Origin of the sequence: Zhongshania aliphaticivorans, from assembly GCF_001586255.1 — a bacterium.
In the GTDB taxonomy this organism is placed as follows: Bacteria; Pseudomonadota; Gammaproteobacteria; order Pseudomonadales; family Spongiibacteraceae; genus Spongiibacter; species Spongiibacter aliphaticivorans.
On record NZ_CP014544.1, the window covers coordinates 1,556,036 to 1,578,713 of the forward strand.

The following is a 22,678-nucleotide window of genomic DNA, read 5'->3' on the forward strand; positions in this document are numbered from 1 at the left end:
ATGAATACTGTTACCCCTCCGCTGTACACCACATTAGCGGTACAGTTAGAAGAGCACGTAGCGTGGGTCGCCTTAAACCGTCCCGAGAAAGCTAACGCAATGAATGAGCCAATGTGGGCCGAAATTCAAACGTGTTTTGAGTGGTTAGATACCGAGCCAAGTGTGCGTGTAGTGGTGCTGTGCGGCGAAGGTCGGCACTTTTGTGCGGGCATTGATCTGGCTATGTTTGCCGGTCTCGGTCAGGGCGCGGAAGGTGTAGAAAAATCGCGATTTATTGAACAATTTCGCGGTGTTATTTTGCGTTTACAGGGCAATCTTACCGCTATTGAACGTTGTCGTAAGCCAGTTATTGCGGCAATTCAAGGCAGTTGTGTTGGCGGCGGTGTCGATATTGTCAGTGCCTGCGATATGCGCTTTTGCTGTGAGGGCGTAAAGTTTTCCATAAAAGAAATCGATATCGGTATGGTCGCTGATGTTGGGACTTTACAGCGTTTGCCGCATATCGTGCCCCAGGGAATTGTGAGGGAACTGGCCTATACGGGTCGCAATGTCTACGCTGCTGAGGCCGAAAAAATCGGCTTGGTTAATCGCGCTTACGCCTCTTATGAGGAAATGATTGAGTCGGTATCAGAGCTTGCTCAAGATATTGCGCGTAAATCGCCATTGGCCATTCGCGGTACCAAGCAAATGTTGCTGTATACCCGCGACCATAGTGTAGCCGACGCCCTGAATTATCAGGCAACATGGAATGCTGGTATGCTGAGTTTTGAAGATGTGATGCTGGCTATTGGCGCCACCAGTGAAGGTAAATCCGCAGACTTTAAAGATTAATAGTAATCTATATTGCACGCTTCAAAAGCAGGGTGCTTGTTCTGCCTCTGCTTTTGCTAATTCTCCTGCCCTGCAAATATCCCTTGGCGTTTAGGTCAAGACATTAAGGCGTCGTTACTTCATGCAAACACGTACAATTTTTAAAACGCCATTAGTTAGTGGCTTTTTTCGCTTGGTTTTTATGGCGTTAACCCGCTTAAGAGGTTGGCGTATAGAGGGCGAAAAGCCCAAAGATAAAAAATATGTTTTGATCGCCGCGCCGCACACCAGCAACTGGGACTTCCCCACAATGATGGCGGCGTCTTTTATATTGGGCTTAGATGTGCATTGGATCGGCAAGCACACTTTGTTCCCCGCAGGGCCTTTTGGTGCGCTGATGCGCTGGTTTGGCGGCATTGGTATTGATCGCCGCAAAAAGCATAATACCGTCGAACAAATGGTGACTAATTTTAATGAGCGCGATGAACTAGTAGTCATCATCACCCCAGAAGGCACTCGTAGTAAGGTGAACCACTGGAAAGCCGGCTTTTATCACATTGCGGTGGGGGCGGGGGTGCCGATTTACATGGCTTATGTTGACACCAATTTGAATGTGGTAGGCATGGGTCCCGCATTTTATCCCACCGGCGATTATGACAAAGACATCCTTGAAATACGGGCTTTTTACGCCGACAAAAGAGGGTTCAAGCCGCATAGTGAATGAACTGTCTCTACTAAGTTTGGCGTAGATATTCTTCGGTGCTAATCAATAATAATAGATAGACGCGCGCTCCATCTAGGTTTGTGGCTAGGAGCGCATACAGCTAATAACAATGACTGGAAATTGCGATGAAAACGCTCTTTGGTTTTGCCTGTGCTCTGGCAACGGCCACTCTTTTTACTGCCTCAATATTTGTCAATGCCGACACTGTAAAGGATGTTACAACCGAGCGTATTTCCCGTAATGACAGTGCAAATTGGTTGTCTTACGGTAAGGATTATAAAGAGCAGCGCTATAGCGAACTCGATCAGATCAATGTTGGTAACGTTGCTAAGTTAGGTTTGGCGTGGGCCTTTGATACCGATTTTAATCGCGGTTTAGAAGCGACGCCTATTGTCGTTGATGGCGTTATTTACGTAACGGGTAATTGGAGCGTTGTGTACGCGCTGGACGCTCGCGACGGTCGCTTACTGTGGAAATACGATCCCAAAGTACCAAAAGAGTGGGCCAAAATGGCGTGTTGCGATGTAGTTAATCGCGGTGTTGCCGTCTACGAAGGTAAAATTATTTTTGGCACCCTTGACGCCCGCCTGATCGCACTGGATGCAGCGAGTGGTGAGGTTCTCTGGGAAACCGCCACGGCAGATTTGAAGGCCTACCCTTACACCATAACGGGTGCGCCGCGAGTGGCTAAAGATAAGGTGTTTATTGGTAATGGCGGTGCGGAATATGGCGTCCGTGGCTATGTTAGTGCCTTTGATGTAAATACCGGTAAAGAACTGTGGCGGTTTTACACCGTTCCGGCAAACCCTGCCGATGGCTTTGAGAACGACGCCATGGCGCGGGCCGCAAAGACCTGGACCGGTAAATGGTGGGAGTACGGCGGTGGTGGCACGGTATGGGATTCTATTGTTTACGATGACGAGTTAGATCAGCTCTATATTGGCGTCGGCAATGGCTCACCGTGGAATGCCAAAATTCGTAGCCCCGAGGGTGGCGATAATCTTTACTTGTCGTCGATAGTGGCACTGAACCCAGATAGCGGTGAATATATTTGGCATTACCAAGAAACCCCTGCCGAATCGTGGGACTACACCGCCACTCAACACATTATGTTGGCCGATATGGCGATTGCGGGAGAGCAACGCAAGGTTATATGGCATGCCCCCAAAAATGGCTTTTTCTTTGTTATTGATCGCCAGTCTGGCAAATTGCTGTCGGCAGAGCCCTATGCGGATGTGAATTGGGCTAGCCATTATGACCTAGAGACTGGGCGTCCGGTGGAAGCAGACAATGCCCGTTACCGTGACGCGCCTGAACTGATTCGGCCGTCCTCTATGGGCGCACACAACTGGCAGGCCATGGCCTACAGCCCGCAGACTGGGCTGGTTTATATACCGGCGATAAGCAGCTTGTTTGAATACAACTCGGTTGAGGAGTATCTCCATCAGTGGGGGCAGTGGAATCTGGGGATATATTTGCAGCAGCCCGCAGTAGCAGATCCAATATTGTCGCAATTACTGACCAGCAAGATCACCCAGGGTAGCCTGCTGGCTTGGGACCCAGTTAAACAAGAGGCCGCTTGGCAGGTTTCCCATAAATTAACTTGGAACGGTGGCATTTTAGCAACCGGTGGCGGCTTAGTGTTTCAGGGTTCGGCCGACGGTGAAGTGCTGGCCTTCCGTGCGGATAACGGCGAGAAGCTTTGGTCATTTCCGGCAAAAACCGGCGTGATGGCGCCACCGGTAACCTATACCGTTGATGGCGAGCAATACGTGACTATTCTTGCCGGATGGGGCGGCGCCTTTGGCTTGATTGCGGGCTTGGAGCGCGAAGTGACCCCGCCACCGAGCCGAGTACTGACCTTTAAACTGGGTGGCAATGGCGTGCTACCTGAAAACCCGCTCAAGCAATTGCATGAACCTCCACCACGTCTTACCACTGATGAGGCAATTTTGGAGAAAGGCCGTAATCTTTATTACGCCTACTGCAATGCCTGTCATGGTACGGAAGCCATTTCTAATGGCGCGATCCCCGACCTGCGTCACTTACCGGCCGCATTTCATAATAGTTTTAATGCCATTGTACTGGATGGGATTATGAGTAAAGCGGGCATGGTCGGCTTTGGTGAGGTGCTGAGCGAGGATGATGCTTACGCAATACACGCTTTTATTTTAGAGCGTGCGAATGTCGACAAAGAGTTAAGAGCGCAATCCGATTGGTGGAAGGACCTTAAAATCTGGTTCTTTTCACTGCTTGCCAATTTCATTGCTTGGTTGATGTAAGTTTGCCGACCTTAGCGTTGCGGTGTCGGATTTGAGGGAATTATGTATAAAAGAGTAGAGCTTAGTGCTTTTGGTAAACCGGATGTCCTGCACGTTGTGACCGAGGCAGATTTACCGGAGCCGGAACCCGGGCAGGTAAGGGTTAGGGTCCTCAGTGCTGGCACGGGCTTCACCGATACGATTATTCGCCAGGGTCAATATCCGGGCGTAAAAACGAAACCACCGTTTACGCCGGGTTACGACTGGTTTGGTATCGTCGATAAGCTCGGGGCAGGCGTAAGCGATTTGCAGGTAGGGCAGTTTGTGGCCGATATGCCGGTCATTGGTGGTTATACTCAATATCTCTGCGTTGATGCTAAGCAGCTTGTTGTGGCACCGCCCGGCTTAGACCCCGCAGAAGCGGTGTGCATGATTTTGTCCTATACCACGGCCTATCAAATGCTCACCCGCGAGCTTAGCTTGGTACCGGGGCAGCGCTGCCTCGTGCACGCTGCTGGCGGTGCTGTTGGCAGCGCCTTACTGGAGTTAGGCGCGTTACTTGGTTTGGAAATGATTGGCACTGGCTCCCAAGCGAAAAAAGCCTTAATTGAAGGATTGGGCGCTCAGTTTATTGATTACCGCAATGAAGATGTTGGCGCGCGTGTTGCTGAATTAGCGCCGGGTGGGGTAGATGCCGTATTTGACACGCTTGGCGGCCAAAGTTGGTCGGTGTCATATCGCTGTCTGCGCAAAGGTGGTCGCCTAGTCGCGTTTGGCGCCTTGCAGTTGACCACAGGACAAGAGACGGTGCCGCAGTTGTTACTTGGCTTTAGTAAATTACTTGTGCTGTGGCGGCTTTTGCCAGATGGAAAATCCTCCGGCTTTTATAATATTCAAACTCGCCGTCAGCGGCATCCAAGCGACTTTAATGAGGACCTTGGCGCGCTGTTCAATCTGCTGGCGGAAGGAAAATTGCATCCAGCTATTGCCGAGCGCGTTGCCTTAGATGATGTTGTGGAGATCCATCGCCGCTTGGATTGCGGTGATATCGTCGGCAAGGTTGTGTTGGATTGCACGCTATAACCGCCAAGAAATAAGCGAATATAGCCAGAAGCCCCGCTAAGCCATGTTTAGTGGGGCTTTTTCATGGCTGTGTTCTTGAGTCTAAACAGGCTGCTAATAGAGACAGGTGAATTCGCAACCACCGCTGTGATGTAGCTATATGTCGCAGCTTTGAGGAAACGCAGTCGTGCTGTACTATGTTGTCACCGTCAATATGGGGATACCACGTGCACTTTCTAATAGTCTTATACAGTCGAATCATGGCGGTACTTAGCCATATCACCATGAAATTCATTAGTGTGCCGTCGCCCATGATCTATAGCGGCGCAGGAAGCGCCACTGCGCTGTGCGCGGCAATTGGTCGATTTTCGTGTAAACGTGTTTTAGTGGTCACCGACAGTGTGCTTGTCGAGCTCGGGCTTGTGGGCCGGGTAACTGCGGAGTTAGAAAAGATCGGCGTTGCGGTGGAAATTTATGATGCGATTCTACCAGACCCGGATTTTTCGCAGGTCGAGGGTGGCATTACGCTCTGTCAGAAAATGCGTTGTGACGCCGTGTTAGCGATCGGCGGTGGGTCATCGTTGGACGCAGCTAAAGTCATTGCGGTTAGCGCAGGATCAGGGCAGCTGCCCAGAAAAATGCAAGGCTTCTTTAAAGTGGCCAAGCGCGGGCTACCGTTATATTGCATTCCAACGACGGCGGGCACCGGTTCGGAGGCGACAATGGTGTCGGTGATTACGGACGCAGCAAACAGCACAAAATGCTTTATTGTCGACCCGAAACTGGTGCCAGATGCTGTCGCCTTGGATGCAAGCTTAATGACGGGATTGCCGCCGGCAATAACCGCCGCGACTGGTATAGACGCTTTAACCCATGCGATTGAATCGTCGTTGGCAACCGAAGCGACCGAGGAAACCTTGAAAAAGTCTCTTGCCGCAACGGCAATGATTTTTCGGTATTTAGAAACTGCAGTAAACGACGGAGAGAACCTTGAGGCAAGAGAGGCGATGGCCGTAGCGAGTTGTTATGCCGGTGCGGCCTTTACAGTGACTAATGTGGGCTATGTTCACGGTCTTGCCCATCAGTTAGGCGCGCTGTGCCATATACCTCATGGGCTGGCCAATGCCTTGTTTCTGCCCCATGTTTTGGACTTTTACTGTGACACGGCGGCGCCGCAAATGGCGCGTATTGCCGCTGCTGCGGATATTGGTCGTGATGCAGACTCTGATCTAGAACGCGCCAAAAAATTAATCGAGGCTGTTCGGTCTTTAGAGGGCCGCATTGGTGTCCCTACAAGCAGTGATGCGCTCAAACCAGAGATGGTTGAAGAGTTGGCGCGGCGGGCGTTGAAAGAATCTCATGGCCTGTACGGATACCCGGTGCCGAAATACATGCGTAAGGAAGAGTGCGAGGCGATCGTCCGTAAAATACTGCCAGCTTAATCGGGGGCGGCCTGCCTTGGCAGGCCTAGCTTACTAGTATTTAAGGGCGGACGATCTCAAACACGCCTTGGGGTTTGTCTTGCAGCGCAAAAAAGCGCGCCAAGTCAATTTTGCTGCCTTCGATAGAGAGTTGATCGGAAAATATCAGCTTTTTAAGTGAGGCATTGCCCAGTACCAAATCTAAAAACAAATCGTGGCTGATTTTAAGCGTGGCATTGGCATTTTCTACGGCAGCCGCCTGGGTGTGGTGCAGTACCGAGTTTTTTAGCGTTAGGACATGATTTTCGTTCAGATCCGTAAAATGGAAGTTGATCGTCATCGCCAATCCCTCGGCTTTCTCTGCATTTAGCTGTGCGGCCATCACATCGAAGAAATTTGATCTTGCGGCAAATTTAACCATATCTCGGCCTAGTGCCAGCTCGGCTGCGCTCTTAGGTTTGCCCTGACGAAGCTCTTTCGCGCCGGTTAAATAAATGTCGCGCCACGGCGCAGATTCGGCTTGGTAGCCTAGCTGCTCATAGTTGCGGGCCAGCAGGGCCTTGGCCTCGCTGTCAGCTGGCTGGGCGAAAACTAGGTGATTTAGTAAGGTTGCTGTCCAGCGATATTCTCCGCCGTCAAACGCGCTTTGCGCCAACGCCAGTACCTGTTCGGCGCCGCCCATGGCCGCCACATAATGCTGCGCAGCCTGTTCCGGTGGCAGGGGGTCGAGGTTGGCTGGGTTGCCGTCATACCAACCAAAATAGCGTTGATATACCGCGCGGGCATTGTGCCGCAAGCTACCATAGTAACCGCGGTTGGCGAAGCTCTCTTGCAGTGCGGCGGGCAGTTTAATCTGTTCGGCTATTTCGCTTGGGGTATAGCCCTTGTAGGCTAGCCGTAGGGTTTGGTCGTGAATATATTTATAGGTGTCACGCTGTATTTCTAAAAAGCTGGCGATACGTTGACTACCCCAAATTGGCCAGTGGTGACTGGCAAAATAAACGTCTGCCGCGCTGAACATATTTTTGGCCTCATCGATAAACCCACTCCAGGCGAGGGCGTCGCGGACTTTTGCACCGCGCAAGGTGTAGAGGTTGTGCATATTGCGTGAAACAAGCTCCGCGCCGCAAAACGCTTTGTGCGCGGGCAAATAGAAGGTGAATTCCGCTGGTGCCTCGGAGCCGGAGACATTCTGAAAAACAAACTCCACGCCGTCTATCGTTAATGTTTGGCCGGTATGATCGATGGTTTCGGTGGGGGGTAAAATGCTGATATTGCCGTAGGAGGGGCCTTTGCCGAGCCCAGAATCCACATGGCCTCGCTCGGTTCGCGGCAGTGTGCTGCCATACATATAATCTGAACGGCGCATCATGGTTGGTCCGGCCAGCATGTTTTCGCTGGTGGCTTCTTCTAGAAAGCCCTGGGGGGCAATAACGCGGACCTTGGCTATGTCGGTCTGACCTGCATCTAGTGCGCCAAGCACGCCGCCAAAATGATCGATGTGGCTGTGGGTAAACAGAATGGCGCTAATGGGTTTTCTGGGCAGATGCTCAAATGCGAAATTGATGGCTGCTGCGGCTGTTTGATTGTTGGTTAACGGATCAACCACAATCCAGCCGTGCTCGCCGTCGATTAAGGTCAGATTCGCCAAGTCAAACCCTCGAACTTGGTAGATTCCATCAGTCACTTTAAATAAGCCGTGGAGATTATTGAGTTGCGCCTGACGCCAGAGGCTAGGGTTTACTGATGGGGGTGCCTCACCTAGGATAAAATCATAGCTTGCGGGTTGCCAAGCGATACTGCCGTTTGGTCCCTCAATGGTGAGGGCGTCTGGTCGGGCAATTAGCCCACGGCTGGCGTCGTCGAAATCCGCTTTGTCAGTAAGTCGAAGCGTTTTTAGAACCTGGCGATTGATGTTTGCTGTCGTCTCGGTTGCCGCGCTGCTGCCAAAGGCGTCGGTATCGGCATTTGCGGCGGTCATTGGCGCGGGGCGATCACAGGCGGCTAGCAGGCTAAATGCCAGTACCGGCATATATTTTTTTGTGACGGCAATAATCGGCATTGCTGCTTGTCCTCGCATTACAAACATCTTTACATAAATGAAGGCACGCTAAGGCCGCGGTCGGCCGCGCTGCCGAGCTAATAAACGGTACGCAGTTATGCCATAGCGATTGGCGCGGCATGGATGAAGTGTAGCCAAGGGTTCTGGGGGCGCAAGCAATACGCTTTGGACAAACAGTCTTATCCATACTGCAATTGCTGCTCGGTCGTGTCGAGCGTCAGAGTGATTTGAGGTCGTCGGGCGAGATTTGGCCTTTAAGCGATATACACTATCGGCGATGAGAGGCTTTTTTAACATAGCAAAAAGCCCCGCGAGGCAGGGCCTGGCGGGGCTTTTGGGCTGTGGCAGATTTAGAACTTAAACCAAATGCCAGCGCCAGCAGTACTGTCGGTGGTGCTTATCGCGCCAACAGTGTCATTTTCAACTTGAGCGGCATAGGCAAAGACAGTCAGCGCCGAGCTTAATTTGTAATCAGCGCCAAGGGCTGCTTGGGTTTTTTCCTGGTCACCGGTTACTAGCTCTGTTTCACCAACGCCGTATTGCGCCTTTAATACCCATTTGTCGCTAGCATTAAATGCGGCGCTAATCAGTGCGCTATCTTCTTGCTGGGAATCGACTTCACCAGCCAATTCTGCAGTTTGAACCAACACGCCGAGATCAACTGGACCAAGACGGGTGGTGAAAATGGCGCGGGTGGTGTCGTAGTCTTCGATGTCGGTGTCATGAGCAACAGCGAACAAAAACTGCTTGGTTTGGTACTGCACAGAGAAAACATTGCCGTCGGCGGCATTATCTTCATTGGTGTCGCGATTTTCGCCGGGAGATACCGCTGCAGTAAAACTCAGGCCACCGAGGACGGTGGGGCTGGAGTATTGCACGATGTTCTTTTGGCGATTTTCACCTTCCATGATGTTTTTAATGTCGCCAATAACCAAGTCGTTAAACTGGTCTACTTCTTTGCCGAGTAATTTGGTCGCGGTATCGAACTGGCCTGCGCTCAGGGTACCAAAGTCGCCTTGAATACCAACAAAGGTGTTGCGCTGTTTGAAGGTGTTGCCGCTTTTGGAGTCGGCGGTGCCGGTGTCTACGGCAATTTCGTATTCAGCTTGGTAAATAACGGTGAGGCCAGTGTTATCAATAGGGGTGGAGCCTTTTAGCCCGATGCGCGATGCATTACTGTTGAGCTCCCACTGCTCAGTGTCTTTGCTCTCCAAGTCGGTCTGCTGGTAAGAGACATTGGCTTTGCCGTAAAAACTGAGGTCGGCATGGGCTAGCTGGGCGCCACTGGCGAGCAGGATACTTGCTGGTAATAACAGACGCTTCATGGATGTCTCTCCGCAAAAAGCAAAATGGGTTAATTGATTTAGTCTTCTATTAATGTCGTGAACCTGAGCTTTGGTGACGCAACGTTCTGGACTGGGAGTATTGTGGGGGGAGTTTATGACAAAAATATGACAATCCTACAAAATTGTGACGCTAATGCTACATTAATATTTCATTGAATTGCTTGTTTCGCCGCCAAGACTAATTGCCTGCCAAGGTAAAGATATATTTCGCTTGTTGCAGCAATAATAATTCAAAAAAAATCTTGCATTCATGCGCTGGTTTTGAGTTTGAGCGAATATCTAACGTTTTTCTTATGGTAACGTCTCGTGAATGAATATTTGCCCAAGGTTGTCCACAGTATCTGTGGATAACTTGGTGGGTAACTTGTAGGTTCTGCCTTGAAAGGGAGAGCGTATCGGGACTTTAACAAATTGTTCAAAAAATAGTCATTTTAATAAATTCTATAAAATACAACAAGTTACATGTGTTTTGAAATGTCTGTATTAAATATTACCGCTTAAGTAATGGATTTGTGACTGCTCATCCCTATCTGTGAATAAGTGTTACGTCAAGAGTTTAGTAATGTAACGTGTTACGTATTTTCCCTTATGCGGCAGTGGTGCGTAATTATGATCGGTGCTGGTGCAGGCTTTAAACGCTACTCGCCCCGGTAAATGCATCCGCTGGTGCAGGTTTCTCGTACTTCGACCTGACTTAGTGCACTCAATATCGGTTTTAATTGCTGCCAAATCCAAATAGCGAGATTTTCGCTTGTTGGGTTTTCGAGGCCCGGTATGTCATTTAAGTAATTGTGATCCAGTTGCTCGTATATAGGCTTAAATATTTGCTTGATATCGGAGAAGTCCATCAGCCAGCCAGTGTGTGGATCGATATCGCCAGCTATATAGAGTCTGATTAAAAAACTATGGCCGTGGAGTCGCCCGCATTTATGGCCTTGGGGAACATTGGGGAGTAGGTGGGCAGCTTCAAAGGTGAAGTCTTTGTATATTTCCACGTGGGGCTCCGGGCAAATTTAATGGCTAGTTAATAGGTGGCGGTGGCTAAGGTTCGAATATGCTGCGCCAAATTTGCGCCAATGGTAATCAGCTCCGGCAGCGGTGTACAGCTTGTTGCTTGTTCAGTGCTCGATGATGAATTTTTGAGTGCCACTTGGCGCCTGCTTTCTGTATAAAAAATGAGCAAAATCAGTGTTATAGGCTTTTTTTAAAGAAAATGTAAAAAACTTCCCCAGAGTGTTTGACAGGGGGGGAGTTTGCTGTAGAATGCGCCTCACTCGATTGATGAGAAGGGTGATTAGCTCAGCTGGGAGAGCATCTGCCTTACAAGCAGAGGGTCGGCGGTTCGATCCCGTCATCACCCACCATTATCGTGTAAAAGTATGCGGACCGGTAGTTCAGTTGGTTAGAATGCCGGCCTGTCACGCCGGAGGTCGCGGGTTCGAGTCCCGTCCGGTCCGCCAACTTTTTATTTAGACCTCCCCTATTTTTATCTTGCCTAAATGATGCGCCAGCATCGCATTAGGTTTGATGCTGTTTCTGGACCGGTAGTTCAGTTGGTTAGAATGCCGGGCTCTACCCCATTATCGGGGGATAGCACTCATCAAACCCTGTTAATCACTCCGTCCCACCCGCAGTGGGCCAGCACTCTCATCCTGTAATTTTCGGCTCTACCCCATTATCGGGGGATAGCACTCATCAAACCCTGTTAATCACTCCGTCCCACCCGCAGTGGGCCAGCACTCTCATCCTGTAATTTTCAAAGTTTCTAAAACCATACGCTCGTCGTGTCATCATTTCCATTTTGTTGTGGAAGCCCTCAGTTATTCCGTTACTTTTACTAAATCGCCACATGGCCACAATGGGCTTCAACCAGGAGCGCAATGTGTTAGCTAGCGCTCGTAGCGGGCTCTCAGCTAGCTCATCAAGCAATTTCATGAATACCGGCAACTTGATGCTGGCTTTCTTGCGCGTCAGGGTCTTGAGCAACACAAATCGGATTAATCGTTGCTTGGCCACATACAGTGCTTGCAGCACTGGGTACTCAGCCAAATACTGCATAAGGTTGGCGTGCTGCTCATCCCGCAAATTCCATTGATGGCGACGCATTAAACTGATCAAACCGCGGTTCTTTCTGCCCTCAGGATCATGCTGCTTCCAGACACTTAAAAAGTGCTGGTTAATAAGCCTGACCACATGGAATCGGTCAGCCACGATCGCGGCATTGGGAAAGTAGCGGCGGGCAATGCTGCGGTACGTTTCCGAGAGATCCATCACCACAACCTGAACGCGCTCTCGTCCCTCAAGGGCCTTTAAATAGCGGCGCAAACTCAATTCTGATCGTCCTAGTTGGACATCAAACACTTTGTGATTCTTGAGGTCGGTAAGCGTGGTCGCATAACCCTTTTTACGGGTAAAGAAATGCTCATCTATCCCTAATACGCGAGGGCAATATCGGCGATCCCCCTCGGAACGCTTTTGCTTAATATGGTGCTGATACCAACGCTCTACCGTCGCTGGGCTGATTTGATGGGTTCGAGACAACTTGCGCTGCGTTACACCGCCATCGTGGGCTTCGAACACTTCCAGTCGATAGGCTTCTGAAGCGCGAAAACGCGGACGAATACCGGTAAAGGCGTGACGAAAATAGCGCTTACACTCCTGGCAATGGTACTTGGGTACTCGAAGGTGCAAGGTCATCACTTGATTCCCCTGACGAGTGTGCTTCACCGTCCTGAGATGCGTGGCTTTAATCCTCAGGCCATTGCCCTGACAATGCTTACAAGGCGGCCTGTGCACAGGCTTTGCCCAGACTTCGATCCCTTTCCTGCGGACTACCCGTTCAATCTCAAGGCCAGGTATGCCTATAATTCTTCCTGCGTGGGACATCGGTATTCTCCATCAAACTGTTTCTTCGCAAATTCAGTTTAATGAATGCCGGTGTCCCCCGTTAATGATGAAGAGCCGAATGCCGGCCTGTCACGCCGGAGGTCGCGGGTTCGAGTCCCGTCCGGTCCGCCAACTTCCCTCTTTTATTATCTCTGCGCTTATCCGGCGTGCGTCGTCGATTTGCACTAACACAGATTTTATTCAGTTTTACTATCCGCTTCTCTATTGTGTTCCTATAATGCTTCGCTATCGGTCGTTCTCGTAATCAGCGCTTACTGCCGTGCATTCAGCAAAGCTGGGAGGTTCACTTGGGGGCATTAACCGAGGCAGTTGTTTTCTTCAAAGATGACAGTGTCGCTAAAGAGATGTTTTTTTCTGAGTTTGAAGCAGTATTAGATGATGTGGTCGGTATTGCGGATTTTGCTGGCGACGAAGTGCAAGCGGCTTTTGTGCAAATTGAGGATAGTCTCAAAATTTTAGGGGCGGTTTTTTTTACCATTAGCTTTGATACCCGCGGTCGGGTAACGGGTAATTGGAATATTCCGCTGCGGCATTTGCTGGATCACGCCAGCTATGGCCCGGACCTTGGTGCTGGTCCTATTAAGGTTGCCTGTCGCAGTGCCTGCCCTGTGGCCTGGTATCGCCGCCAACTCTGGGATCCAGACATGGGGTCTGGCGGGACTTTCCAGCGCATGATTGCGGCTGCAGAGCGCAATCGGCTCGGTATAATTAGTGATCGCGATAGTCGGGCGGCTCCGCAATCGGGAATTGCCGATTTTTTCAAATCGCCGGCCGGTGCTGATCCTGCCCGCGCTACGGTAACGACTGCAGCAGCGGAAGGCCCGAACACTCGTGCAGCCCCCTCATCGGTGAAGCAATCGCAAGCTGATGGCAGTCTTGGCCCAGTCTTTAATCGACGGTATCGCGCTAAGCTAGTGGCGTCTCGCAACGCCGAAAAATTAAATTTGCTCACCCAAGCGGAGGCTTTTCAGCGCAAGCTCGATCAGCAAGGGGAGGAGTTAACTGCGCAATTGCGTGAGCGCGAGTCGGTCATCAAGGCGCAAAAAGAACATTTAGCTGATTTGACTGTGAGGTTTAAAGAGCTCGAGTCACGATTTGCCAGCCAGAAGCGTCTCGTTGCGCAAAAAAGTGAAGAAATCGATGCGCTAATGGAGCGTGGCGGTCGTGATCACAAGCAACAAATAGCCGTATTGCGCGCCGAGCACGCTGAAAATTTAGAGCGCCAGCTCAAAGAGCAGGCCGTCGAACTGTCTGAACCGCTGCGCGATCGCGAGCGTGAACTGTATTTGCGCGCTAAAGAAATTGTTGATTTGCGCCGAGAGCTAAGCGTTTTGCGTGAGCAGAATCGCGGTTTAATGCTAAATAGTGATAATCAGCTTCTGCAGACGATGTCTGAAAAAGGCGTGGTCTTCGTCGCCTACCATCCTGGTGTTGAGCATCTGGTGATATCGCAGGACGAAATGCCAGGGTATTTAAACGATCCGCTTGCGTATGTAGCATCACGCTGCGAAGTACCAGATGGCCAGTATCATGAGTGGTTGGCGCATTATCGCCTGCCTATTTGTCGCCATAGGGATAGCAATGGGCAGTATTGCGGTGAGCCGATACCCAAAATTATGCGACCTCGATTATTCCGACCTGGTGAAAGCGATCGCTGTCATGAGCATAGTGATTCCCTGCGCTGATGATTAAAGCGGCGGGGCAATGGTGTCGAGTTTGATACACCGGGCTTTTGTTAAGAAGGGCGTGACGGTGGATATCTTGCGCCTAGATAAAATGCATGCGCTAGCACCGGGCAATAAGTGGTTTAAATTGGCCCTGAATTTATCGGCGGCAAAAGCGGCTGGCGCGGAAACCTTACTCAGCTTTGGTGGTGCCTTCTCAAATCATCTTCATGCTTTGGCTGCAATTGCCCAAGATCAGGGGCTTGCTGCGGTGGCCTGCGTTCGCGCTGATGCTGGGCGTGACTTAAGTCCAACCCTGCAAGACGCCGTTGCATGGGGAATGCATTTACATTTTTTGAGTCGCAGTGATTATCGCCGTCGTCACGACGTGGGGTTTGTCGCTGAGCTTGCCTCCCAGTATAAACACCCCTACCTCATACCTGAAGGCGGCGCCAATGTGCTAGGTGCCCAGGGCTGTCGCGATATTGTCGAACTGATTCCGGGAAATGGGCGGGATTATAATGCCGTGGTGTTAGCTTGCGGTACGGGCACAACCTTGGCGGGCGTATCAGCGCAAATTGCGGACGGGGTTCAGCTTATTGGTATTCCGGTGCTAAAAGCGCAGGCGTATATGGCCGCTGATATTCAGCGCTTGCAGCTCGCCCTCGATCATCATCGAGCGAATTGGTCGCTGGATCATCGATTTCATGGCGGCGCCTACGCGCGGCTATCGGCGCCGCTGCTAGAATTTATGCTCGGCTTTGAGGCGCGCTACGGTATTCGACTTGACCCGGTGTATACCGCAAAGATGGCTTATGCCGTGGATTGCATGATTAATAACGGCGAGTTTGCCGAAGGGGCTCGGGTGTTGCTTATTCACAGTGGTGGCTTGCAGGGGCGTCGGGGCTATCCTCAACTACTTTAGGGATTGCCTCGGGTCCCTTAGATCGCTTCTGGCCACTGGTCGGGAACAATAAAAAGGCGTTGTTGCTCAGCGTTAATGGCCATAATAGGCCGTTCGCTAGCCAATTTAAGGTGATCCGCATTAAGGTCGGTGGCGTTTGTATATTGGCCTTCGAGCCAGTGCGGTTTTGCGAGGTAGCGCCAGCGGGGTGATTCCGAGCTGTTAGGGGAGAGGCGGATATATTCACTTAGGGTCTGCCAGTGGCCACGTTGGTGCATAGGGTTCAGGCTTTGGTGGGCGGCCTTTTCGTCGTCGCGGTGAAAGAGTATGCCGCTTACTTGAATTTGCTGGGCCGGTGCCGAAATGCCGTATTTGCTCAGTGCTTCGCGGCCCGCGACGGTGTTTGCTAGCGGTAATTGGTGTTGGCTGAGGCGGGCTAGCTTGCGGTCGAGGCGGTCGGCGCGATTCGGGCCAAACCAATGGCTGAGTGAGGGCTGTTGTTGGCTGGCATTGAGGCCGAGGAAAAACTTTACCGCCAGTTCTAGGTGTATGGCTTGTTGGGTGTTGTGGCAATAATAAAGAACATCAAATTCACCAAGGGTTTTATTGCCATCGCGCACGGGAATATTGTGGGCTATTAATTCGGTGGCGGGGTCTTCCTGTAAGAAAAAATGCCAGAGGCTTTCAAAAACCAGTCCGAGTCGCTTGCTGTGGCAGTGCGCCTGCATATATTGGCGCAGCGCGTGGTCGTCGCGATCGAGTGCGTTTAGCCATTCTTTGCGTTCATCGGTCAAAGGCAGTTGTGGTGTTCCGACCTTGGTTTCAGCGCAATCCATACTGGTGAGCAGCGGCGGGCTGAAGCAACTCCAGGCAAGCGCAGTGACTAGCGGGGAGCGAAACGGATATTGATTTGCAGAAAAAATGGTTTTCTCCAGGGCTTCATTGTCGGGTATAAAGCGCGTTAACTGCGCAAGCTCACTTTTTAGAGGGTGGTGTTTCGTTTGCATTAACGCGCTATTGTGTCTCAGACTTTAGCACAGCGGCCATATTGAACATGCTTCTGTATAATAAGCGGCCAAGTACAAACAGTAGGTATTATGGAACAGTTTCGCAATATAGGTGTGATCGGCCGTGAGGGCAACGGTGTGGCGGAGACGCTGCGGCGCTTGATCGACTTTTTACAAAGCCGAGACCTGAGTGTGGTACTCGATGAGGCGGTCTCTGAGCTTTTACCAGACCATGGTTTGCGCGTCTCTACTCGTCGTATGATTGGTGAGGTTTGCGACCTCATTATTGTGGTGGGGGGCGATGGTAGTTTACTGGGGGCGGCGCGTACTTTGGCGAGACATAATGCGCCCGTACTCGGCGTAAATCGCGGACGGCTTGGTTTTTTAACCGATATTTCGCCAGATGAGATCGAAAGCCAAGTTGGCGCCGTTCTAGATGGTCATTACCGTTTAGAAAAGCGATTTTTGCTCGACGTCGAAGTGATTCGCGACGGCCAGCCCGTCGGCAAGGGCGACGCCCTCAATGATGTTGTGCTGAACTCGGGTACCTCGGGGCATATGATGGAGTTTGAACTCTATGTAGACGGCGAGTTTGTCTACCGTCAACGTTCTGACGGCTTAATTATTGCCACCCCCACGGGTTCCACCGCGTATTCCTTGTCGGCAGGGGGGCCAATCATGCACCCGCGCTTGGATGCCATCGTTATTGTCCCTATGTTCCCGCACACGCTGAGTAGTCGGCCGATCGTGATTGACGGTAAAAGCGAAATTAAGATGGTGGTAGGAAAAACGAATGTGGTTCAGCCGCCGGTAACCTGCGACGGTCAATTGCGTATTACCACCCAGCCGGGCGATGTTATTTATGTGCGTAAAAAGCCCCATAAGATGCGTTTGGTGCATCCTTTAGATCACAGCTTTTATGCCAGTTGTCGCGACAAATTGGGCTGGGGTGGGCAAATTGGTAAAGAGGATGAGGATGTCTGAGTTTGTCGGTTTGCGTCTTCCCGTTACCGCGGATCTAGAAGAATTTTCGGCGCTACTGTGTCAGTTATCGGTGCCCCATCGAATTAGCGAAGAGCGGGGTATGTTGGTGGTGTGGGTTGGCGCCGAGTCTCATGTGGCGCAGGTCAAAGCCTTGTATGAGCGCCTGCAGTCCGGCGACCTTGAGCTAAGACTTGAGTCGACAGCGGTCACCGCGAAGGCGCCATCAACGTGGTTTCGCAATTTGGCGACAGCGCCAGTCGTGGTGGTTTTATTACTGCTGAGTTTGCTTGGGAGTATCTTGCCGGTAGTTGACCGCCATTTTGAAATCCTGCCATTGCTGAGTTTTTATCAGTTGCACCTTGTCGGTGGCGATTTGCAGGGCGCGTGGCCTCGGGGTGAGTTGTGGCGGGTGATTACCCCTGCTTTTTTGCATTTTGGTCTTATGCATATTGTCTTTAATGCCCTGTGGCTTTGGGAACTTGGCGGTATGATCGAGCGACGCCAAGGTGCGGTGCGCATTTTAGGTCTGGTTTTATTGATTGCAGCGGGCTCCAATATTGCACAGGCAATGACTGGCGTGTCGCTATTTGGCGGTATGTCCGGTGTGATTTACGGCCTTTTGGGTTATATCGTGGTGTGGAACCGCTTGCGGCCGGCGACGCCATTTCCTTTGGTTAAGGGCGTTGCGGCGGTGATGGTGGTTTGGTTGCTCGTGTGTATGGCCGGCTTTACTGAATTGCTTGGGCTTGGCGCAGTGGCAAACACTGCGCACCTCAGCGGTTTGGTTTTGGGTTTAATTCTAGGTTTGGCCGCCGCTTTATTAGATCGTAAACCAGAATCAAGCCCGAGCTGATATACTGCGGCGCGGCTTAACCAGTAGTTATTTGAAGTGAGTGATTGATGGATTTTGAACAGTTAGTAGACAATATTACCCCGGCGATTTACGAAGGGCTAAAGCGCGCTGTGGAAATTGGCAAGTGGCCTGATGGTAGGGTGTTAACCGTGGAGCAGCGGGAGCACTGTATGGCTGGGGTTATTGCCTATGACCTAAAAATGCAGGACGAAACTGAGCGGGTAGGTTATATCGACCGCGGTAAAAAGGCCGAGGGTGAAGTGTGTGGCGACGACCATAGTCACGATGATGGTGACCAGATTCTGAAGTGGGCGGAATAAGCCCATGAGCGAACGTGTTATCGCTGGCGCTGTGGCCAAAATGAAAGCCCATTTAGACGGTGATTTGGCCATTTACAGTATGCCGATTGGCGATCAGCTAGTGCCTATGAATGCGCTGATCGGCAAGATGCTGACCCTGGATTTTCAGGGCCAAATTAATTGTGTACACTGCGGCCGCTTGACTAAAAAGAGCTTTAATCAAGGTTATTGCTACCCCTGTTTTCAGCGCTTGGCGCAGTGCGATATTTGTATTGTTAGCCCGGAAAAATGCCACTATGCGGCCGGGACGTGTCGGGAACCTGAGTGGGGCGAAAGTCATTGCATGATTGATCATGTGGTGTATTTGGCAAACTCGTCGGGTGTAAAAGTTGGGATTACGCGAGGTACTCAGGTGCCCACCCGTTGGATTGATCAAGGCGCGGTTAGCGCCTTGCCGATTTTTCGCGTTAGCACCCGATTGCAGTCGGGTCTAGTGGAAACCCTTTACAAAAATCACGTTGCCGATAAAACCAGCTGGCAGGCCATGTTAAAAGGCTCTCCAGACAGTGTTGATTTAGCTGCACGACGTGATGCACTTGCCGTTGAGTGCGCCGACGACATTGCTGCCCTGCAGCAGCGCTTTGGCTTGCAGGCAATTCAGCCAATTACCGATGTCCCGGTACAGCATATTGAATATCCGGTGAGTGAATATCCCCTTAAAGTAAAATCCTTTAATTTAGACAAAGTGCCTAATATTGCGGGCACCTTGATGGGGATTAAAGGGCAGTACCTGATTTTTGACACTGGCGTGATTAATATCCGCAAATACGCCGGTTACCACCTTGCATTAAGTAGTGAGTCTTAGCGGCTCAGGAGAGTTACATGCGCGACGCGCAGCCGAGTACGATTTATTTAAGTGAATATCAAGTTCCCGCGTATTTGATCGATACGACCGCACTGGTATTTGAGTTAGGTGAAGAAAGCACCAAGGTCTCGTCGCAATTGCACATTCGTCGCAACCCAGCGTCGACAATAAGCAATGCGCCGCTGGCTCTCCACGGCACTGAGCTTGAGTTGATTTCCCTGGCTATTGACGGGCGCACCCTTGACGCCAGTGAGTGGACACAAAGTGGCGAGCAATTGATTATTGCCAGTGTGCCCGCCGAGTTTGTGCTGAGCTGTGAAACCCGCATTCGCCCCCAAGACAATACTTCGCTGGAAGGTTTGTATAAATCCAGTGGTATGTTTTGTACTCAATGCGAAGCCGAGGGCTTTCGCAAAATCACCTATTACCTGGACCGGCCTGATGTCATGTCGGTGTTCACCGTTGAGATTATTGCCGATGCCCAGCGCTACCCGGTACTTCTATCTAATGGCAATTTAAGTGCCGCGGAAGTATTAGCCGACGGTCGCCATAAAACTGTTTGGCAGGATCCATTCCCAAAACCCGCTTATTTATTCGCCTTGGTTGCTGGCAAATTGGCCTGTGTGGAAGACCGGTTTAAAACCATGAGCGGTCGCGATGTGGCGCTTAAAATTTACGTTGAAGACAAAGACGCGGATAAATGCGAGCACGCAATGGTGTCCCTTAAAAACGCAATGCGTTGGGACGAAGAGGTTTATGGCCGAGAATACGATCTTGATATTTTCAATATTGTGGCCGTCGACGATTTTAATATGGGGGCAATGGAAAACAAGAGCCTCAATATTTTCAATACGTCCTGCGTCTTGGCTAAGCCGGAAACTACGACAGACGCCGGTTTTCAGCGGGTGGAAGGGGTTGTTGCCCACGAGTATTTTCATAACTGGTCTGGTAATCGAGTCACTTGCCGCGACTGGTTCCAGCTTAGTTTAAAAGAAGGCTTTACGGTCTTTCGGGATGCCGAGTTTTCTGCTGATATGGGCTCGCCAACAGTCAAGCGCGTAGAAGATGTTACCCTGCTGCGCACCGCGCAATTTGCCGAGGACGCTGGGCCAATGGCGCACCCGATTCGCCCCGATTCCTTTATTGAAATTTCGAATTTTTACACTGTAACAGTGTATGAAAAGGGCGCCGAAGTGGTGCGCATGATTCACACGCTGTTAGGGCCAGAACTGTTCCGTAAGGGCAGTGACCTGTACTTCGATCGTCACGATGGCCAGGCCGTGACCTGCGAAGATTTTGTGTTGGCAATGGAAGACGCCAGCGGCGTAGATCTGGGCCAGTTCCGCAATTGGTATTCTCAGGCCGGTACGCCCAAGCTGAAGGTAAGTGCTGAGTATGACGCCGCCGCACAAACTTATACTCTGCATGTGCAGCAATCCTGCCCGGCAACGCCGGGCCAAAGCAAAAAGGCGCCGTTCCATATTCCCTTTGCTGTGGCGCTATTGGGGGAGGCCGGTCAGCTCGCTTTGCAGTTACAGAATGCGGCGCTAAATACTGAAACCGCAGACAATACCGAAATGGTATTGAACGTGACAAAGGCCGAGCAGAGTTTTATTTTCACGGGAATTAAAGAGGAGCCGGTACCGAGCTTGCTGCGCGGCTTTTCTGCACCAGTGAAACTGGAATTTGATTATAGTCGTGAGCAATTATTGCGCTTGATGAGCAGTGACAGCGACGGTTTCTGTCGCTGGGATGCCAGTCAGCAACTGGGCTTGGCGGAGATTAGTCAAGCGCTTGCTGATATTGCTGCTGAGCATGATGTCGTACCTGAATCAGCGTATTTAGACGCCTGCCGGGCCTTGCTTAGCGATGAATCCCTCGATGGTGCAATGGTGGCAATGATGCTGCAGCTGCCCTCCGAAGCGTATTTGGCCGAGATATTCCACCCTGTTGATGTGCTAGGTCTTCACCGCGCTCGCGAGACCTTGCGCTTGGTAATAGCTCAGGCCTTACGTGGGGAATTGCTGGCGTGTTATTCGCGCTGTGCCAGCAATGCCGTTTATGCTGCAGATGCCGGACAAATAGCCCAGCGCAGCCTGAAAAATACCGCATTGTCATACCTGATGTTATTAAATGACGACACTGGCCGTGAGCTTGCGACTCGCCAATTTGAACACAGTGAAAATATGACAGATCGTTTAGCGGCGCTTAATGCACTGGTAAACAGCACTGCGCCGTATAAGGCTGAAGCGCTTCAGCGCTTTTATCAAAATTGGCAACACGAGCCCTTGGTTATTAATCAATGGTTCCAAGTGCAAGCCATGTGTCGCTTGCCAGGCACGCTTGAAACAGTTCAAGGACTGATGGCGCACCCGGCCTTCGATATTCGTAATCCCAATAAAGTGCGGGCCTTAATCGGTGCATTTTGTGGGCAGAATAGTGTTAATTTTCACCGCGAAGATGGCGCTGGTTATCGCTTCCTTGCCGATCAAGTTATTGTGCTAAATCGCAGCAACCCACAAATTGCGTCTCGCTTATTGGTGCCGCTGACCAAATGGCGAAAATATTTACCGGCGGCGCAGCAGCTGATGTGTGCGGAATTGCAGCGAATTTTAGCGCAGCCGGATTTATCTAGTGATGTGTATGAGGTGGTGTCAAAAAGTGTGCAAGAGTATAGCGAGGAATAAGCATCGCTTTTGTTATAACCATATTCGTATTTGTTATAAGTGTATGATTTTAAAGATTTTTATTTATATTTTAGGGGCTGCTGTGCTAAAGTCGCCGGCCTGTTAACGCTTTTATAGACAAAATTATGGATCTTGATCTCGACGCCTTAAATAGTACGCTGCGCAATGCCTCCGCCGAGGAGATTATTCGCTGGGCGGTGTCATTGAATGAGCCGATAATGGCGTCTACCAGCTTTTCACCAAATGCGGCTGTGATGCTGAAGCTTGTGACCGATGTAGCCCCTGAAATGCCGGTGGTTTGGGCGGACAGCGGTTATAATGTGCCCGACGCTTACCGGGTTGCCGAGCAATTGATAAAATTGCTCAAACCGAACCTCAAGCCGTATGTTCCCTTGATTACTGCAGAGCATCGCAATGCCATTATGGGCGGGATACCACACCCAGATGACAACCCTGAGTTGCACCGGGAGTTTACCCGGCAAGTTAAATTAGAGCCGTTTAATCGTGCTTTTGCGGAATTGGCACCCAAGATATGGGTGACGGGTATTCGCAAGGAGGAGACGGAGTTTAGACAAAATCTCGATATATTGTCTTGGGATGGTCGCGGTATTCTGAAGGTCGCCCCAATTTTTTACTGGACCGAGGTTGATGTGCAGGCTTATATGAGTGAACACAAACTGCCAAGTTGTAAGCATTATTTCGACCCCACCAAAGTGGCAGAGAACCGTGAGTGCGGTTTACACACCTCAGCGTAATTTTCAGGAGGAATGAGTTCCTCCTTTCGCTGAGTTCGGGGTTTCTGCGGCTTTCTAAATAAGGTTT

At 50.8% G+C, this 22,678-nt stretch carries 19 protein-coding genes and 2 tRNA genes; 15 read left to right on the top strand and 6 right to left on the bottom strand.

Annotated elements, in window-relative coordinates; translation table 11 throughout:
• The 5 genes from AZF00_RS06815 to AZF00_RS06835 all read left to right on the top strand — a co-directional run bounded on the left by AZF00_RS06815 (nt 1) and on the right by AZF00_RS06835 (nt 6,299).
• Nucleotides 1-831, top strand: coding sequence for a crotonase/enoyl-CoA hydratase family protein (locus tag AZF00_RS06815; protein ID WP_008247240.1), 831 nt, complete (start codon nt 1-3; stop codon nt 829-831).
• A gap of 121 nt (nt 832-952) precedes the next feature.
• Nucleotides 953-1,534 (top strand): lysophospholipid acyltransferase family protein, encoded by a 582-nt coding sequence (locus AZF00_RS06820; RefSeq protein WP_008247241.1) that lies wholly within the window; start codon nt 953-955, stop codon nt 1,532-1,534.
• Nucleotides 1,535-1,659: 125 nt separating this feature from the next.
• On the top strand, nt 1,660-3,816 hold the full coding sequence (locus AZF00_RS06825) for a PQQ-dependent dehydrogenase, methanol/ethanol family (RefSeq protein WP_008247242.1): 2,157 nt from the start codon (nt 1,660-1,662) through the stop codon (nt 3,814-3,816).
• Between the two features lie 42 nt (nt 3,817-3,858).
• Nucleotides 3,859-4,878 (top strand): medium chain dehydrogenase/reductase family protein, encoded by a 1,020-nt coding sequence (locus AZF00_RS06830; protein ID WP_008247243.1) that lies wholly within the window; start codon nt 3,859-3,861, stop codon nt 4,876-4,878.
• 206 nt (nt 4,879-5,084) lie between these two features.
• The gene (locus AZF00_RS06835) at nt 5,085-6,299 is read left to right on the top strand and encodes an iron-containing alcohol dehydrogenase (RefSeq protein ID WP_197465720.1); all 1,215 of its coding nucleotides are present in this window, start codon (nt 5,085-5,087) and stop codon (nt 6,297-6,299) included.
• A 40-nt stretch (nt 6,300-6,339) separates the two neighbouring features.
• Here AZF00_RS06835 and AZF00_RS06840 read toward each other — a convergent pair whose 3' ends face one another.
• The 4 genes from AZF00_RS06840 to AZF00_RS19695 all read right to left on the bottom strand — a co-directional run bounded on the left by AZF00_RS06840 (nt 6,340) and on the right by AZF00_RS19695 (nt 10,836).
• Nucleotides 6,340-8,340, bottom strand: coding sequence for an alkyl/aryl-sulfatase (locus tag AZF00_RS06840; protein WP_008247247.1), 2,001 nt, complete (start codon nt 8,338-8,340; stop codon nt 6,340-6,342).
• A 350-nt stretch (nt 8,341-8,690) separates the two neighbouring features.
• Nucleotides 8,691-9,665 carry a porin gene (locus AZF00_RS06845; protein ID WP_008247249.1) on the bottom strand — a complete coding sequence of 325 codons (975 nt, stop codon included), beginning with the start codon at nt 9,663-9,665 and terminating at the stop codon, nt 8,691-8,693.
• A 659-nt stretch (nt 9,666-10,324) separates the two neighbouring features.
• The gene (gene queD / locus AZF00_RS06850; RefSeq protein ID WP_008247250.1) at nt 10,325-10,681 is read right to left on the bottom strand and encodes a 6-carboxytetrahydropterin synthase QueD; all 357 of its coding nucleotides are present in this window, start codon (nt 10,679-10,681) and stop codon (nt 10,325-10,327) included.
• Nucleotides 10,682-10,710: 29 nt separating this feature from the next.
• Nucleotides 10,711-10,836: a hypothetical protein gene (locus AZF00_RS19695; RefSeq protein ID WP_257722010.1), complete on the bottom strand. Its 126-nt coding sequence runs from the start codon at nt 10,834-10,836 to the stop codon at nt 10,711-10,713.
• A 138-nt stretch (nt 10,837-10,974) separates the two neighbouring features.
• Here AZF00_RS19695 and AZF00_RS06855 point away from each other — a divergent pair.
• Nucleotides 10,975-11,050: transfer RNA gene (locus AZF00_RS06855), tRNA-Val, on the top strand.
• Between the two features lie 19 nt (nt 11,051-11,069).
• Nucleotides 11,070-11,146 (top strand) — tRNA-Asp (locus AZF00_RS06860).
• 235 nt (nt 11,147-11,381) lie between these two features.
• On the opposite strand, the gene AZF00_RS06865 is transcribed toward AZF00_RS06860, so the two are convergent.
• Complete coding sequence (locus AZF00_RS06865) at nt 11,382-12,572, bottom strand: ISL3 family transposase (protein WP_062382734.1); 1,191 nt, start codon at nt 12,570-12,572, stop codon at nt 11,382-11,384.
• A gap of 308 nt (nt 12,573-12,880) precedes the next feature.
• Here AZF00_RS06865 and AZF00_RS06875 point away from each other — a divergent pair, with 308 nt between their 5' ends.
• Together AZF00_RS06875 and AZF00_RS06880 are read left to right on the top strand one after the other, a co-directional pair.
• Nucleotides 12,881-14,278 carry a hypothetical protein gene (locus AZF00_RS06875; protein WP_008247252.1) on the top strand — a complete coding sequence of 466 codons (1,398 nt, stop codon included), beginning with the start codon at nt 12,881-12,883 and terminating at the stop codon, nt 14,276-14,278.
• Between the two features lie 19 nt (nt 14,279-14,297).
• On the top strand, nt 14,298-15,182 hold the full coding sequence (locus AZF00_RS06880) for a 1-aminocyclopropane-1-carboxylate deaminase/D-cysteine desulfhydrase (RefSeq protein ID WP_008247254.1): 885 nt from the start codon (nt 14,298-14,300) through the stop codon (nt 15,180-15,182).
• A 17-nt stretch (nt 15,183-15,199) separates the two neighbouring features.
• Here AZF00_RS06880 and AZF00_RS06885 read toward each other — a convergent pair whose 3' ends face one another.
• Nucleotides 15,200-16,168 (bottom strand): DUF1853 family protein, encoded by a 969-nt coding sequence (locus AZF00_RS06885; protein ID WP_008247255.1) that lies wholly within the window; start codon nt 16,166-16,168, stop codon nt 15,200-15,202.
• Between the two features lie 90 nt (nt 16,169-16,258).
• On the opposite strand from AZF00_RS06885, the gene AZF00_RS06890 reads away from it, so the two are divergent.
• The 6 genes from AZF00_RS06890 to AZF00_RS06915 all read left to right on the top strand — a co-directional run bounded on the left by AZF00_RS06890 (nt 16,259) and on the right by AZF00_RS06915 (nt 22,611).
• Nucleotides 16,259-17,152, top strand: a complete 894-nt coding sequence (locus tag AZF00_RS06890) for an NAD(+) kinase (RefSeq protein ID WP_008247258.1) — start codon at nt 16,259-16,261, stop codon at nt 17,150-17,152.
• Complete coding sequence (locus AZF00_RS06895; RefSeq protein WP_008247260.1) at nt 17,145-18,005, top strand: rhomboid family intramembrane serine protease; 861 nt, start codon at nt 17,145-17,147, stop codon at nt 18,003-18,005. The genes AZF00_RS06890 and AZF00_RS06895 overlap by 8 nt, the downstream gene beginning before the upstream one ends.
• A gap of 47 nt (nt 18,006-18,052) precedes the next feature.
• Nucleotides 18,053-18,325 carry a YeaC family protein gene (locus AZF00_RS06900; protein ID WP_008247261.1) on the top strand — a complete coding sequence of 91 codons (273 nt, stop codon included), beginning with the start codon at nt 18,053-18,055 and terminating at the stop codon, nt 18,323-18,325.
• Nucleotides 18,326-18,329: 4 nt separating this feature from the next.
• Entirely contained in the window at nt 18,330-19,169 is an 840-nt protein-coding gene (locus tag AZF00_RS06905) for a DUF2797 domain-containing protein (RefSeq protein WP_040802668.1), read from the top strand.
• 17 nt (nt 19,170-19,186) lie between these two features.
• On the top strand, nt 19,187-21,856 hold the full coding sequence (gene pepN, locus AZF00_RS06910; RefSeq protein WP_008247263.1) for an aminopeptidase N: 2,670 nt from the start codon (nt 19,187-19,189) through the stop codon (nt 21,854-21,856).
• A 125-nt stretch (nt 21,857-21,981) separates the two neighbouring features.
• Nucleotides 21,982-22,611, top strand: a complete 630-nt coding sequence (locus tag AZF00_RS06915; RefSeq protein WP_008247272.1) for a phosphoadenosine phosphosulfate reductase domain-containing protein — start codon at nt 21,982-21,984, stop codon at nt 22,609-22,611.
• Nucleotides 22,612-22,678: the final 67 nt, after the last annotated feature.